Origin of the sequence: Proteus sp. TJ1640, from assembly GCF_003144445.1 — a bacterium.
In the GTDB taxonomy this organism is placed as follows: Bacteria; Pseudomonadota; Gammaproteobacteria; order Enterobacterales; family Enterobacteriaceae; genus Proteus; species Proteus penneri.
In genome coordinates this window covers 364,883-379,926 of record NZ_PENY01000027.1, presented here as the reverse complement: position 1 = coordinate 379,926, position 15,044 = coordinate 364,883, and the positions used below count along the sequence as shown (strand labels likewise).

12 protein-coding genes and 1 tRNA gene are annotated in these 15,044 nt (G+C 35.5%); 9 read left to right on the top strand and 4 right to left on the bottom strand.

All coding sequences use genetic code 11. From position 1 onward, the window contains the following. Positions 1 to 17: 17 nt before the first annotated feature. Genes prfA through DK861_RS14070 form a run of 5 tightly spaced genes read left to right on the top strand, consistent with a single transcriptional unit; the run spans position 18 to position 4,585 of the window. Entirely contained in the window at positions 18 to 1,100 is a 1,083-nt protein-coding gene (gene prfA, locus DK861_RS14090; RefSeq protein WP_072064034.1) for a peptide chain release factor 1, read from the top strand. Further along, positions 1,100 to 1,948, top strand: coding sequence for a peptide chain release factor N(5)-glutamine methyltransferase (gene prmC, locus DK861_RS14085; RefSeq protein WP_006536563.1), 849 nt, complete (start codon positions 1,100 to 1,102; stop codon positions 1,946 to 1,948). Before prfA ends, prmC begins: the two co-directional genes overlap by 1 nt. Beyond that, positions 1,932 to 2,741, top strand: coding sequence for an invasion regulator SirB1 (sirB1, locus tag DK861_RS14080; protein WP_167426104.1), 810 nt, complete (start codon positions 1,932 to 1,934; stop codon positions 2,739 to 2,741). Before prmC ends, sirB1 begins: the two co-directional genes overlap by 17 nt. A 57-nt stretch (positions 2,742 to 2,798) precedes the next feature. Further along, positions 2,799 to 3,653 carry a 3-deoxy-8-phosphooctulonate synthase gene (gene kdsA, locus DK861_RS14075; protein WP_109400523.1) on the top strand — a complete coding sequence of 285 codons (855 nt, stop codon included), beginning with the start codon at positions 2,799 to 2,801 and terminating at the stop codon, positions 3,651 to 3,653. Positions 3,654 to 3,661: 8 nt separating this feature from the next. Beyond that, positions 3,662 to 4,585 carry a TIGR01212 family radical SAM protein gene (locus DK861_RS14070; RefSeq protein WP_109400522.1) on the top strand — a complete coding sequence of 308 codons (924 nt, stop codon included), beginning with the start codon at positions 3,662 to 3,664 and terminating at the stop codon, positions 4,583 to 4,585. Between the two features lie 86 nt (positions 4,586 to 4,671). Here the strand turns inward: DK861_RS14070 and dauA are convergent, their stop codons facing one another. Both dauA and DK861_RS14060 read right to left on the bottom strand, forming a co-directional pair. Beyond that, positions 4,672 to 6,372, bottom strand: coding sequence for a C4-dicarboxylic acid transporter DauA (gene dauA, locus DK861_RS14065; protein WP_109400521.1), 1,701 nt, complete (start codon positions 6,370 to 6,372; stop codon positions 4,672 to 4,674). A 560-nt stretch (positions 6,373 to 6,932) separates the two neighbouring features. Further along, positions 6,933 to 7,020 (bottom strand) — tRNA-Ser (locus DK861_RS14060). 317 nt (positions 7,021 to 7,337) lie between these two features. Between DK861_RS14060 and ghrA the strand changes: the two genes are divergently transcribed. The 4 genes from ghrA to DK861_RS14040 all read left to right on the top strand — a co-directional run bounded on the left by ghrA (position 7,338) and on the right by DK861_RS14040 (position 13,092). Then, positions 7,338 to 8,279: a glyoxylate/hydroxypyruvate reductase GhrA gene (gene ghrA / locus DK861_RS14055; RefSeq protein ID WP_109400520.1), complete on the top strand. Its 942-nt coding sequence runs from the start codon at positions 7,338 to 7,340 to the stop codon at positions 8,277 to 8,279. Positions 8,280 to 8,477: 198 nt separating this feature from the next. Further along, the gene (locus tag DK861_RS14050) at positions 8,478 to 11,411 is read left to right on the top strand and encodes a hypothetical protein (RefSeq protein ID WP_109400519.1); all 2,934 of its coding nucleotides are present in this window, start codon (positions 8,478 to 8,480) and stop codon (positions 11,409 to 11,411) included. Positions 11,412 to 11,648: 237 nt separating this feature from the next. Beyond that, positions 11,649 to 12,257, top strand: coding sequence for a 2OG-Fe(II) oxygenase (locus tag DK861_RS14045; protein ID WP_109400518.1), 609 nt, complete (start codon positions 11,649 to 11,651; stop codon positions 12,255 to 12,257). A gap of 253 nt (positions 12,258 to 12,510) precedes the next feature. Beyond that, positions 12,511 to 13,092 carry a molecular chaperone gene (locus tag DK861_RS14040; RefSeq protein WP_109400517.1) on the top strand — a complete coding sequence of 194 codons (582 nt, stop codon included), beginning with the start codon at positions 12,511 to 12,513 and terminating at the stop codon, positions 13,090 to 13,092. 109 nt (positions 13,093 to 13,201) lie between these two features. Here DK861_RS14040 and DK861_RS14035 read toward each other — a convergent pair whose 3' ends face one another. Continuing rightward, on the bottom strand, positions 13,202 to 13,756 hold the full coding sequence (locus DK861_RS14035) for a lipoprotein (protein ID WP_109400516.1): 555 nt from the start codon (positions 13,754 to 13,756) through the stop codon (positions 13,202 to 13,204). Positions 13,757 to 13,798: 42 nt separating this feature from the next. Continuing rightward, on the bottom strand, positions 13,799 to 15,001 hold the full coding sequence (gene mdtH, locus DK861_RS14030) for a multidrug efflux MFS transporter MdtH (protein ID WP_109400515.1): 1,203 nt from the start codon (positions 14,999 to 15,001) through the stop codon (positions 13,799 to 13,801). Positions 15,002 to 15,044 lie beyond the last annotated feature (43 nt).

The following is a 15,044-nucleotide window of genomic DNA, read 5'->3' as shown; positions in this document are numbered from 1 at the left end:
AGGATCTTAATCTACGAATGAAGCCTTCTATTGTCGCTAAGTTGGAAGCTCTACAAGAGCGTTATGAAGAAATACAGGCTCTTCTGTCAGAAGCCGATGTGATTGCCTCTCAGGAGCGTTTTCGTGCGCTTTCAAAAGAATACTCTCAATTAACCGACGTCACGGCTTGTTTTAGTCAATGGCGGAAAGTGCAAGACGACATCGAAGCAGCAGAAATGATGCTTGATGATCCTGAAATGAAAGAGATGGCGCAAGAAGAGCTGAAAGAAGCGCAAGCACTAAACGATGATTTAGAGCAACAGTTACAAGTGCTGTTATTGCCTAAAGATCCTGATGATGAATTTAACTGTTTCCTTGAAATTCGGGCAGGAACAGGTGGGGATGAAGCTGCATTATTTGCTGGTGATTTATTCCGTATGTATAGCCGCTATGCAGAATCACGTCGCTGGCGTATTGAAGTCATGAATGCTAATGAAGGTGAGCATGGTGGCTATAAAGAAGTCATTGCAAAAGTAGTGGGTGATGGCGCTTATGGGGTATTGAAATTTGAATCAGGCGGTCACCGTGTTCAACGTGTACCAGAAACAGAATCTCAAGGTCGTATTCATACCTCGGCTTGTACGGTTGCAGTATTAGCTGAAGTGCCAGAAGCTGAATTACCTGATATTAGTCCAAGCGATTTACGTATTGATACATTCCGTTCGTCAGGTGCGGGTGGTCAGCACGTTAATACCACCGACTCTGCTATCCGTATTACGCATATTCCAACGGGGATTGTAGTGGAATGTCAGGATGAGCGTTCACAGCACAAAAACAAAGCCAAAGCGATGTCTGTATTAGGCGCACGTATTCGTGCTGCTGAAATGCAAAAACGTCAAGAAGCCGAAGCGTCTGAACGTCGTAACTTATTAGGTTCTGGCGATCGTTCTGACCGTATTAGAACGTATAACTTCCCACAAGGGCGAGTGACAGATCATCGTATTAACCTCACATTTTATCGTTTAGATGAAGTGATGGAAGGGAAATTAGATCCTCTAATTCAGCCTATTGTCACTGAATATCAAGCGGACCAGCTTTCTGCACTTTCTGAGTTAAATTAATGAATTATGAACAATGGCTGCGTCAAGCAGCCTTGCAATTAATTGAAAGTGACAGCCCTAAACGTGATGCTGAAATTCTACTTGGGCACGTAACACAGCGTGCTCGAACGTACTTAATGGCTTTTAATGAAACGTTGCTTTCACAAGACGAATTAACACAATTATCGCAACTACTTACTCGACGCATTAAAGGTGAACCTATCGCTTATTTAGTGGGCGAAAGAGAATTTTGGTCACTGCCTTTAAAAGTCTCACCTGCAACATTAATTCCTCGACCTGATACTGAATGTCTTGTTGAACAAGCGTTAGAAAAACTACCAACAGAGCCAATAACTATTCTTGATTTAGGAACGGGAACTGGAGCTATTGCGCTTGCTATGGCATCAGAGCGCCCTGACTGCCATATTATTGGTGTGGATTTTCAAGCCGAAGCCGTAGCGTTAGCGCAAGAGAATGCGACCCGCTTAGCATTAAACAACACAGAATTTATGGAAAGTTGCTGGTTTAGTTCACTCTCTGGGTATCAATTTGGTATGATAATTAGTAATCCTCCTTACATAGATGAAAATGATGAACATATTCATCAGGGGGATGTTCGTTTTGAACCTTTAACCGCATTAGTTGCTGGTAATAACGGTTTTGCTGATATCGAGATTATCATTGAAACCGCCCGTCAGTTTTTAACTGATAAAGGCTGGGTATTACTGGAGCACGGTTGGCAGCAAGGTGAAGGTGTTCGCAAAATTTTTACTGATAAGGGTTACTGCTGTGTGGAAACTTTCCGTGATTATGGCGGTAATGAGCGAGTGACAGTAGGTCGTTGGAATTATGATAGAAACCATAGCTGATTACGAATTTAATAAAGCCCCTTTAGTTAAGGGCATGATCCTTATCTCTCAGGCTATTCGACCTGATTTTCCGACCACTTCTGTTGGTTATCAACTAGCACAACTTGTTGAACAAGCAGAAGCTGAAATTCCTAAGCAAGGAAACATCAAAGAGCAAATAGAAGCATTACTAAAACTGTTTTATAAGCAGTGGCACTTTAGTGGTGCAAGTGGTAAATATTGTCTTTCTGATACTTTATGGTTAGATAAAGTATTAGCGACTCATGTGGGTTCTCCTGTTTCACTGGGTTCGATTCTTATTTATATCGCGCAATTGTTAAATTTACCGTTAGCGCCTGTTATTTTTCCTACACAACTTATTATCAGAATAGATATTCCTAACGAACAACCGTTATTTTTAAATCCAATAAATGGCGAATATCTATCACAACATACCCTAGAAGTTTGGTTAAAAGGGAATGTAGGAAATAATTCGGTGTTATTAGAGGCTGATTTAGAAGAGTCAGAATACAGCTCCATTATTCGTAAACTTTTGGATACATTAAAAGTTTCTTTAATGGAAGAAAAGAATATGGAGCAAGCATTAAAAGCGAGTGAAACGGTATTAATGTTTGATCCTGAAGATCCTTACGAAATACGTGATCGCGGACTTATTTTTGCTCAGTTAGAGTGTAACCATGTGGCGATTTCTGACTTAAACTATTTTGTTGAGCAATGTCCTGAAGATCCTATTTCAGAGATGATCAAAATCCAAATTCATTCGATAGAACAAAATCCTATTGTTCTACATTAAAAATTTAAGAAACGTACTTGATTAATACAGTACATGACAAACAGTATAGGGATAAATATGCAACATAAAGTGGTGAATATTGGTGATATCAAGGTAGCAAACAACCTGCCATTTGTGCTTTTTGGTGGCATGAATGTATTAGAATCGCGCGATTTAGCCATGCGTATTTGTGAGCATTACGTCACTGTAACTCAAAAACTGAATATTCCTTATGTATTCAAAGCTTCTTTTGATAAAGCAAACCGTTCTTCTATCCACTCTTATCGTGGCCCAGGCTTAGAAGAAGGGCTGAAAATTTTCCAAGAGTTAAAAGAAACTTTTGGCGTTAAAATTATTACTGACGTTCATGAAGCTGTACAAGCTCAACCTGTATCAGAAGTTGTGGATGTTATCCAATTACCGGCATTTTTAGCGCGTCAAACTGATCTTGTTGAAGCGATGGCAAAAACAGGTGCAGTGATCAACGTGAAAAAACCGCAGTTTGTCAGCCCTGGCCAAATGGGGAATATCGTTGATAAATTTAAAGAAGGCGGTAACGACCAAGTTATTCTGTGTGATCGCGGCAGTAATTTTGGCTACGATAACTTAGTTGTTGATATGTTAGGTTTTCATGTCATGATGCAAGCGTCTCAAGGCGCACCAGTTATTTTTGACGTGACACATTCACTACAATGCCGTGACCCATTTGGTGCTGCATCGGGTGGACGTCGTGCACAAGTTGCAGAGTTAGCACGTGCAGGTATGGCTGTTGGTCTTGCTGGACTATTTCTTGAAGCTCATCCAGATCCGGATAATGCTCTTTGTGATGGCCCATCAGCATTACCGCTTGCAAAATTAGAGCCTTTCTTAGCTCAAATTAAAGCGATTGATGAAGTGGTAAAAAATTTCCCAGAGTTAGATACCAGCAAATAAAATGTGTTATGCAACTACACACGGTTGTTAATATGTTCGGCGCTGATCTTCAGCGCCGTTATCACGAAAAAATTCATAAAATCACCCTTCATGGCGGTTTCAACTGTCCTAATCGAGATGGTACATTGGGGCGGGGAGGTTGCACTTTCTGTAATGTCTCTTCTTTTGCTGATGAGCAAACACAATATCACTCAATTGAAGAACAAATTGCATTACAAGCTAAAAATATTAACCGTGCACATCGTTATCTTGCTTATTTTCAAGCCTATACCAGCACTTATGCCGAAGTAGAATACTTACGTACTTTATATGAAACCGCGCTATTACAAGCCGATATGGTAGGGTTATGTGTAGGAACCCGGCCAGATTGTGTGCCAATTAGTGTGTTAGATTTATTGCAAGGTTATCGTGATCAAGGTTATGAAGTGTGGTTAGAACTCGGTTTACAAACAGCTCATGATAAAACATTGAAGCACATTAATCGTGGGCATGATTTTCAATGTTACCAAGCGACGACTCGTGAAGCTCGCCGGCGTGGTTTAAAAGTGTGTACGCACCTTATTGTCGGGTTACCACGAGAAGATCATCTGCTTAATATGCAGACATTAGAACGAGTGGTTGAAACAGGTACTGATGGGCTTAAATTGCACCCTTTGCATATTGTTGAAGGCAGTACGATAGCTAAGGCATGGAAAGCAGGACGTATTAATGCATTGACGCAAGAACAATATGTTTATACAGCGGGTGAGATGATCCGCCATACTCCTCCTGAAATTATTTATCATCGTGTTTGCGCTAGTGCTAGAAAACCTACTTTATTAGCTCCTGAATGGTGTGAAAATCACTGGTTAGGAATGAACGCACTTTATCAAGATTTATTAAAAAAAGGTGTGCAAGGAAGTGGGATTGGTAAAGCATTTATTCCTTATTAAGTGAATTACTCATAATTAAAAACGCCTTCAATCTTTATTTAATATTGATTAAAGGCGTTAATTTTTTATCTTAAAAATCTAAATAACTACTGAATTAACTCCAGATCATCCAGTGCTTTTTGTAATGAAGGATAAAAATTAAGTTCTCCTTCAATAGGCGTGACTCTTGCTCTTGCCAATGTTTTTAATGGCTGGAAAGGAATATCACACACAATCACATGGGTATCATGTTTTACATCAGTAACGAAATGTTGGAACGCATGTAAGCCCCCTGCATCTAATACAGGAACCGCATCCCATTGCATAATAATGGTTTTATAACCTTTACTGCGTTCGCGTAACTCATTAAAAATACGTTCAGCAGCTGCAAAGAATAATGGACCATTAACACGCACAACTAATAACTGCTTATCATCATCAGTATAAGGGGATTCAGTTATTTTGGTCATATTGGCAATACGACGCATAAATAACAGTGAAGCTAATACAATACCGATAGTAATGGCAATGACCATATCAAAGAGAACGGTGAGTGATAAACATAACACTAAGACAATAATATCATCTTTAGGGGCGTGACGAATAAGATCAATAACTTTACGCGCTTCACTCATATTCCATGCAACAATTAGCAGTAGTGCTGACATTGCGGCTAAAGGTAAATATGAAAGAAATGGGGCTAATACCAGCAAAGTTAGTAATACCAACAATGAGTGAACAATGGCAGAAACTGGTGATGTTGCACCCGCACGCACGTTAGCAGCTGAACGTGCAATCGCTGCAGTTGCTGTTATACCACCAAAGAAAGGTGCGACAATATTACCAACCCCTTGTCCTAGTAATTCACCATTAGAGTGATGTTTTTTGCCTGTCATGCCATCAAGTACAACGGCACACAGTAACGATTCGATAGCGCCTAGCATTGCCATTGAAAAAGCTGCGGGTAATAAAGCAGAAACTGTGCTCCAATTTAATTCAAGAGATGCTCCAGTACTTGGTAAATTCCAAGGTAAAACAAACTGAGGCAAAATAGGTGGAATACCTTGCCCAGTTGATCCATCTGGAAGTAGATAACTAAACTGTGAGCCAATCGTTGCAACTTCATGGCCAAACATATTCACAATACCCATTACTGCAGTACCCGCGATTAAAGCGGGTAGATGCCCTGGTAGGCGTAAATTTAATTTTGGCCAGTAGATTAAAACAAACAGAGTTGTTAAGCCGATAAGCGTATCACCAAGGTGAATGGTTGGTAATGCAAAACCTAAGGCAATAATTTTATCGATATAAGTTTCTGGTACATGCGCCATCTCAAGACCAAAAAAGTCTTTTATTTGCATGGTCGCAATGGTGATTGCAATCCCTGAGGTAAATCCAAGTGTTACAGAAACAGGAATATACTCAATGAGTTTACCAAAGCGGGCTAATCCCATAACAACTAAAATAACGCCAGACATTAATGTGGCAATCAATAAGCCACTTAAACCGAATTGCTGAGATACAGGATAAAGTATCACAACGAAAGCCGCTGTGGGGCCTGAAACACTGTAGCGAGAGCCACCAGAAACAGCAATGACTATACCGGCAATAGCTGCGGTATAAAGACCGTATTGCGGAGGAACACCGCTACCAATTGCCAGTGCCATGGCTAAAGGTATCGCGATAATTCCGACGGTGATCCCTGCAATAATATCTTTTAATAAACGCGCAAAAGAGTAAGGCTCTTTTACACATGCATCAATAAATGCACTAAAGGGGCGAACCCGGTTAACTTTATGAGTTTTCATTTAGGATTAAACCAAAATAAGAAGTCAGATGCCGAATAACGGCGATAAGGAAAAGAGAGAATATCGCTTTTATTCGCTGATAATAATGTGATACATCAAATTATTAATGCATATCTTAAAGCTTAGTAGAAATAAAATCAATTAAACTAATAAGTTAACCTAAATAGATAATGTAATGTATCTTATTGTGTTTATTCTGTTGCTTGCATGAGAATAAAGTTTAAATTTATATTAAAATTATAAAAAGTGTTTTGTTTTAGAATAAATGTCGTTTATAAATAGGATAATAAAATCTTTTTATGCCATAAAAATAGGATAGATATAAATAACAACTACATAAGTTTTTTTAACTCATTAAAATTAATTATCAGAGATTATTAAATAAAATAATTAAGCAAAAATAAAATAAAAAATGTATTGTATGCTAACAATAATATCATTAAAAAAATGAAGAGTGATGGATATAAATAACTCAGTGAAGAGAAACGAGACTAGAAGTGTATATTTTTTTAAACCAAAAAATAGAGCCTAGCTAAAAAGCTAGGCTCTATTTTAGAATATGGCGGTGAGAGAGGGATTCGAACCCTCGATACGTTGCCGTATACACACTTTCCAGGCGTGCTCCTTCAGCCTCTCGGACATCTCACCGTATTGTTGTTGGATATGTACTTAACATCTCTCAACGGGGCGCTACTATATGGAAAAGGTTCATAGGCGTCAACAGCTAAATGCATTTTTCCTTTAACTTTTGTATCAAGCAGTCAAATAAAAAACAATATGCACAAATGCTAGACAAATTATGCAGTAAACCAATTCACGCAATAGGTTAGTGTATTGAAAAAAGAATTGAGAATTTCGTTAACTGGTTAACATTCTCAACATTTTTATTAACAACTTATTCAAAGAGACTTGAAATCAGAACGTAACCCTCGCACCCTATGATAAAAATGCTGGAGGAAGGCAAAATGAATATTATTTTTTATCATCCTTTTTTTGACGCAGAAACATGGATCAATGGTATGAAGGCGCGTTTGCCAAATGCCAATATACGCATTTGGGAACCTGGCGATAATCAACCTGCTGATTATGCTATGGTTTGGCTTCCTCCTTATGAAATGCTTGCCAGTCGTAATCACCTTAAAGGTATTTTTGCATTAGGGGCAGGTGTTGATGCTATTTTAAAGCAAGAACAACAAAAGCCTGGCACATTACCTTCAGGTGTTCCGGTTATGCGTTTGGAAGACACGGGAATGGGCCTTCAAATGCAAGAATATGCAATTGCGAAAGTGATGTATTATTTTCGACGTATGGATGATTATAAACGCCAACAATCACAACGTTTATGGAAACAGCTTCCTGCGCATTCTTATGATAATTTTGTGATCGGCGTTTTAGGTGCAGGTGCTTTAGGTGGGAGTGTTGCGACTAAACTTGCCGAACTTGGTTTTAAAGTTCGCTGCTGGAGTCGCAGTGAAAAACAAATTAAAAATGTTGAAAGCTTTTATGGTAAAGAGCAACTCAGTGATTTCCTCAAAGAGTGTAATTTACTGATCAATTTATTACCTTATACGTCTGAAACTCACGGCATTTTAAATTTTTCTCTATTTGAACAACTCAAACCTTCTTCTTATTTAATTAATCTTGCCCGTGGTGCGCATTTAGTTGATCAAGATTTACTCGAAGCGATAGATCAAGGATATATTTCTGATGCGACTCTTGATGTTTTCTCGCAAGAACCTTTAGCAGGAATGCACCCATTTTGGACGCATCCTCGCATTTCTATTACGCCACATATTGCTGCTTTTACCATTCCTAATATTGCAATGGATACGATTGTTGAAAATATTCATCGAATTGAAAAAGGCGATGTACCTTTGGGCGTGGTTGATATGAATAGTGGGTACTAATTCTATTTTATTTATTTTTAATTTTAGATAATAGACGGTAAAATTTAATTTACTGTCTATTTTTTTTATGTCAGCTTTCAAAAAAAATACTTTTCTTAAATTCCATATAATGTCATAAAAATCTGGTTGTAAAAAGATATCCTTTGCAGATTATCTTGTTGATTATTTCCTCATTATTTCAAAATGATGAGGTATATTATGGTTAATGAAATAAAAACGATAACCAGTAAATTAACACCTATGGGTACTTTTCATGGACGTAAAGAAGGAGATTTGGTAAGAAATGTAAAGAATAGCGATAGTGTCTATACTAAAAAGAGTGATAAGAAAAATGAAGAAAAAAAATTTAGCTTAAATAACGCTAATAACTATGTATATTTAGGCTCAACCAATACACCTTTACTTAATAATATGGGGATCACGCTTGCAGATGATGGTTCTTTGATCTTAATTAAAGGGAAAACACATGATTTATTTACAGGTTTATACCAAAAACATTTTAAAGGAGGATTTAAATATAATGTTTTTAATATAGAATCTCAAAATGGTGATAATATGAAGTTTAAAGAACTTTATGTTGATTATAATGGTTTTTTAATTGGAAGTAAGAGAAGTGAAAATAAATCCAATAGTATAGAGGAAACCAAGAATGAGTTATATAAAATTAAGTTTAATAAAATTGAAAAAGAATATGATTTAAATAGTGTTTCACCAAATAATGTTGATAGTAACTTTGTTGTTGAGTATGAAAAATATATAGTTAATGATGATCAAAAACAAGATTTATCAAGTATTAATAATGTTGTGGAATTAGAAGAAAATAATATATTAAAAATAAATAGAGAAGGCCTAAATATCACAGTTGAAGTTAAAGATAACCAGCTTTTCACAACTGGATTACCTGCAATACTAGAATTTAAATATGATCAAACTGACAATGCTAAAACTGAGAGTAATAGTAATATTGAAGCTGAAAAGCATAAAATAAAACTTCCATTGAAGAAAACTGATAAAATATTAGCTATTAAACCAATATTAAATCAGATTCAACTTATTGTTGATAAAGGTGATAAAATAAAAATATATTATCTAGACCCTTTCAATATTTTTGCGATTAAAGATTATCAGTATGAGGTTACTCGTTTAAAACAGGAGCCTCCTTTATCTTTTTACTCAATGGTTGGTGAAAATAATTATAAAAATTATCATTCAGGACAACCATTTTCGACTCAGACAGTCGGCAATTTTAGTAGCCGAAATATTCCTTTTTTATCATCTCTTATTGATAATATTAGAATAAATGTTAGTAAGGCTAGAGAGCAATATGCATTAAAAAAATACCAATCAATGTTGAAAAATATAGTTAAAGCTGCTGATCCTGGATTTAGAGGGACTGTTTGTAATATAAAACGACTTATTAATTCTTCGAACACTATATATAAAAGTAAGCCAATGGCATTATATGGTATTAAAGAGAATATAAGAAAAAGCTATGATGTGTTAAATCGTATTGTGAAAGGTGTAAAAAATGGTTTAACACAAGGTGAGGTGATTTATTCATTGGTTAAGGATCTAAAAAATAAAGAAAGTATTACAATCGAACACCATAATGAGCTTTTAGCTTTCTTTGGTATTAGTGCATTTAATTTACCATATAATATAGGAGTTAACGCCTTTATATTAGCTTCTTATGCAAAATCGCACTCAATCACATTATCAAAAAGTGAAGATAATATGATCACTTTTTCTTTTATTAATAATAAGGATAAACTTTTATCTACGGGGTTATCCGCGGGTATTGGTGGATATGAAAAAAGATGGGGTGTTAAAAGTGTTAACTATGGTTTTGTTACTCCTGTCATAGCAAGTGCTTTATTAAACGCTACTTATGCTAAAAAATCTAATTTCTCATTTAGCCTTGATATTAACGAGGTCAAAAATTTTATTAATCAAGGGATTAATTTAAATGAAAATGAATTAATCACTAAGACTACCCTTGAAATGGATAAAAAGATGAGTATTTCTATGGGGGCTGAACTAAGAAATGAAGTGAGTTTTGATGTTGATGTGGTTGCTAGTCCCAATATGGAACTAACCGTACCAAGAAATGCTATTGGTGTAAATTTTATTCTCAATTTATTAAAACTAAATTTAAATATTAATGAATTTATTGATAATGGTGAAACAGATGTTACAAAAAAAACAAAAAAGCTTGATCTCAGTTTAATCGAACTTGGTTTTGATTTTTATCGTGATTTGAGAGTTGTGCCTTCTAGAACGACTTCTGATAATACTGTTCAGTGGTATCCATTAACGTCTGTAAAAGATTTCGAATTAATGGTAAAAAAAAGAATAAATGGCTTATTAAACTTTACACTCTTTAAAAGTGAAAAATTAATAAAAGCAGAAAATCTGGAGAAAGATAATAAAAATATAAAGGGAATTTATAAAAAAGTATTAAAGTTAAATAAATTATTAGAAAGCTATCCAGAAAAATATCAACTTTCTAATAGTATTAATAAATTAAATGATGTCTATTTAAATTTATCATCAGATAAAAAACCAATTAATAAATTAAAAAACATTATTGATGAAAATGTTATTACTGTTCTACCTCAAAGTAAAGAAGAAGCTTTTCAGACTCAAATAACAAAAGAAAATAGACAATATAATATTAACCTTTTTCTAGCCACATTAAAGGAAAGAAAAGAGACTTTGTCTTCTCAGAAAAAAAGTAATATGAATGAAAAATTTAAGCCTTATTTTACATCCAGTTATCAGTTGAATAAACAAGGGTGCTCAATTCGTTCTGATTTAAAAAAGGAAATAAATCATCTAATTGAAGAGTGTAGAAGTAATGAAAAAATTGATTTAAATAAAATCAAAACAAAGCTGGATGATTTATATACTGAATATAAACAGCAGTTTACTAATGTTAAATATCAAATTGAATCTACAGATATTATGTCTATTAGTGAATATTCATACAAAAAGAAAGCATTGCCAACAGGGTTTATACGACCAAACAGTAAAAAAGCGATTATGCATACTCAAGTTAAAGGGAATATTAATTATATTTTTAATGGAGATGAAGAGAGAATCGAAAAAATATCAACCAATTATTATTTCTAAGGAAATAATTTGTTTTGCTTATAGTTAATGTAATGTAACTTATAAAATCACTCTTGCGTTAATAAGGATTTTAAAAAGATGAGTAGTGTTAAGTTTTGTTTAATCTATTATTTTTAATTCTTATGATATTTATCGCTAATTAATTGATATAATCGAAAAGATAAGTTTATTAAATTGTAATTTTGTTGAACTTGGTGATATAAAGTAGTTTCCCATGTTTATCAGGCAATATACCTAATGAATATAGCAAAACTTCTTGAGCAAATGGCAGAGAAAGGATGGTGTGTATGGGATAATTTCCTCACACCAGAAGCTGTTCAACAATTACGCGCTTGTTTTAATGGCGATGCACAACAAGCTCGTATTGGGCGTCATGAAAATCGACAGGCGGAGATAGCGATACGCAGTGATAAAATTTGTTGGCTAGAACCCGAAATGGGAACACCCGTTCAGCATTATTTAATGCAAATGGAGTCTATTCAACGTGCTGTGAATCGTGAATTTTTTCTTGGACTTTTTGAATATGAAGCGCATTTTGCTTGCTATGAAAAAGGCGCTTTTTATAAAAAACATTTGGATGCATTTAAACAGAATGTTACTCGACGTTTAACGACAGTATTGTATCTTAATGAGGATTGGAAAAAAGAAGATGGAGGTGAGTTAGTTATTTATGATTTGGAAGATAATGAACTTGCAACAGTCGCTCCTAAAGGTGGACGTTTGGTCGTTTTCCTTTCAGAACAATTCCCTCATGAAGTACTCCCTACTTATAAAGAGAGAATCAGTATTGCAGGGTGGTTTCGTGTAAATGGTGTAAGAGATAACTTTCTCGATATAGCCAGTTAAAAAGCAATAGAATGCTGTTGTCATAAAGTTGTTTTTAATATTTTTATAAAACTGCTTTAGAAGATAAGTAGCATGGGATTAGGCGCGTTTCTTATATTAAGTAAAAGACTTAATAATAAGAGCGCGCTTTTTCTGTTTTAAGCGATTAAAGAGAGTAAGCTTAATATTGACAATAAAAGAGATATGACGAAAAAAGTTGATTTTCTTATCATTAAAAGCACAATAACGCGAAACTTTTTAGGATAAAAATACAATGAATGAATTTTCAATAGTTTGCCGACTTTTAGGCACATTATTTCAGCGTGATCCCAAAGATCCTATTTTATCACCAATTATTAAAATGATTGCTGAAGGAAAACTTAGTCAGTTATGGCCATTAGAGCAAGATGAGCTATTTAATACATTAAAAAGTAGCGTCAAAGATTTGGCTATTGTTGAAGCTGATTATCAATCTCTTTTTGCTGGTGAAGCGCCAGCTGTGTCGGTTTACGCCCATGATTATGAAGAAATCAAAGAAGATGATATCCGCCAATTCTTAGTCACAAGAGGGATGCCTGTTACTGATAATGCAACAGACAGTTTTGGTGCTTTATTACTTGCTGCTTCATGGCTTGAAGATAATTCTGCGGAAGATGAAATATTAGCACAAATACAATTATTTGATGAATATTTACTACCTTGGGCTGGAACATTTTTAGGAAAAGTTGAAGCTCATGCAACAAGTGGCTTCTATCGTACATTAGCAGGTATTGCACGTGGTGCATTATCAGCATTACGCGAAGAACTCTCTGATGATGAAGAGAGTGATAAGGCAGAAGATCCAGAAGTAGAGTAATATAACTATTTCTTTGTAAAAGTATTTTATTATTCATAAAAAAGGCAAACCATTAGGTTTGCCTTTCTCATTAATGACGATAAATATTTTTAATCAACTCGCGTAACGATTAGAGTTGGATCACGAATTTACCCGGTTTAACTTCAATTCCTTTAGCCAGTTTAAATGCGGCAGCTTCAGCACTATTTTTTTCTGGATTAAGAACATATACAGGATGATTATCAAAGTAAGTCGTGATTGTGGTATCTAAATAAGGTTTTAGTGCGATAACCACGGCATCCATTTTTTCTGGAGAGACTTTGTAGCTATCAATAACCATTGATTTTATGTATATTGCTCCTTTATCAGCTTGATAAGAAGGTTGGCCTGATAACGTAAGCTCAACTTTAGCGCTTGTCTTGCCAAAAAATGAATTAATTATCAGGTCGGTTGTACCGGAAAGACTAATTTTACCCGGCTCAGTGCGGCCAATTTGAATGGAAAGATTGCTTAATTTAATATCTGCGGATACAACTTCATCTTCACCAATATGTTTCTGGAGATTTATTTTTTGACGGATGTAGTCATTAATAAGGTTTTCACTCACATCAAATTGCTTGAGCTGATCACACCCTGTGACTAAGCTTGTTAATACTAATATAGCTGTTAGAAAAATTGCTTTCATAAACACTCCTTGATCATTGATAACTAAAAGTTTACTCGATCTTTAAGGAGTAAGCATGGCTGTTTCTATTTTTTTACGATTAAATTGGCGATGTAATGCATAAAGTGTTATTAAACCTACGGTTCCTAGTAAGAACCAAGGTAATTCAGGCATATCAAATTGATTGCCTAAGTCATACATCCATCCACCACCTGTATATCCAATTGCACCACCAAACGCTAAGCCTAACCGGCTAAATCCCATATAACTACCACGAGCTCGAGGATCGGCAAGTGAGGCACTTAATGTTTCGCGTGCAGGCTCTGCTGTAATAGTACCAAGATAAAATAGGCCAATAATCAAGAAAATACCTTGTAATGAATGGATCATACCAACAGGGAACATGCTGATGCTCATTAAAAATAAGCCGGCCATTAAACGCTGTTCTAATCGGAAACGTTTCTCACTCCAGCGAGCAATCGGATAAAGCAATGTTAAAGAAAGCAGGGCTTCAATGGCATACATCCATTTTACTGCCGTTGGTGTACCCGCAATATCGTTGACGATGATAGGAAACATCAACATGACTTGAACGGATAATACAAAATAGCCTGTCAGCGTTAAGACATAACTGACAAAACGCTTATCAAGAAATACTCGTTTTAACCCTTCTTTAATTGGTGTTCGGGTTGTGGATATACGATAAGCGGGTAATAACCAAGCATTAAATAAGGCAGCGATAACAAAAACACCAGCACCAACCCAGCAAACTAAATGAAAATCATATTGTAATAACCAGCTACCGATGAGTGCACCAATCACGGCGCCAGCGCTATCTTGCATCAATAATAAAGAGTAAAAACGACCGCGCTCATAAGGACGGGTTAATTTGATAACTAGTGCTGTGCGAGGCGGATCAAATAACGTTCCACCTAATGCAGATAAAATGCAAGATAACCAAAGTATCCAAGGTTGATCTGCGATTGCCATTAAAGCAAAACCTAAAGCTCGTAATAACATGCCTGTTATTATCATTGGTTTTGCACCAAAACGGTCTGCAATAGCACCACCAAAAATGCCGAGGCCTTGTTGTACTAATTGTCTAAGTCCTAATGCAAAACCGACAATAACACCAGCCCATCCTAATTGTTCGACGAAACGAATAGAAATCAGTGGAAAAACGACGAAAAAACCTAAGACAACTAACATATTGTCAATTAGGAGAAAGTATTTACCCAAAGTACGGGCTTGTGTTACCAGCGCCATTACTCACCATCAATAAGCAAATAATTTAAATAAAATAAGGGAG

Bases quoted from the DNA above. Each gene is read 5' to 3' on its own strand.
- ghrA (WP_109400520.1), top strand. From the start codon at position 7,338: ATGAATATTATTTTTTATCATCCTTTTTTTGACGCAGAAACATGGATC.
- DK861_RS14045 (WP_109400518.1), top strand. From the start codon at position 11,649: ATGAATATAGCAAAACTTCTTGAGCAAATGGCAGAGAAAGGATGGTGT.
- DK861_RS14050 (WP_109400519.1), top strand. From the start codon at position 8,478: ATGGTTAATGAAATAAAAACGATAACCAGTAAATTAACACCTATGGGT.
- prfA (WP_072064034.1), top strand. From the start codon at position 18: ATGAAGCCTTCTATTGTCGCTAAGTTGGAAGCTCTACAAGAGCGTTAT.
- DK861_RS14070 (WP_109400522.1), top strand. From the start codon at position 3,662: ATGCAACTACACACGGTTGTTAATATGTTCGGCGCTGATCTTCAGCGC.
- kdsA (WP_109400523.1), top strand. From the start codon at position 2,799: ATGCAACATAAAGTGGTGAATATTGGTGATATCAAGGTAGCAAACAAC.
- mdtH (WP_109400515.1), bottom strand. From the start codon at position 15,001: ATGGCGCTGGTAACACAAGCCCGTACTTTGGGTAAATACTTTCTCCTA.
- DK861_RS14035 (WP_109400516.1), bottom strand. From the start codon at position 13,756: ATGAAAGCAATTTTTCTAACAGCTATATTAGTATTAACAAGCTTAGTC.
- DK861_RS14040 (WP_109400517.1), top strand. From the start codon at position 12,511: ATGAATGAATTTTCAATAGTTTGCCGACTTTTAGGCACATTATTTCAG.
- prmC (WP_006536563.1), top strand. From the start codon at position 1,100: ATGAATTATGAACAATGGCTGCGTCAAGCAGCCTTGCAATTAATTGAA.
- dauA (WP_109400521.1), bottom strand. From the start codon at position 6,372: ATGAAAACTCATAAAGTTAACCGGGTTCGCCCCTTTAGTGCATTTATT.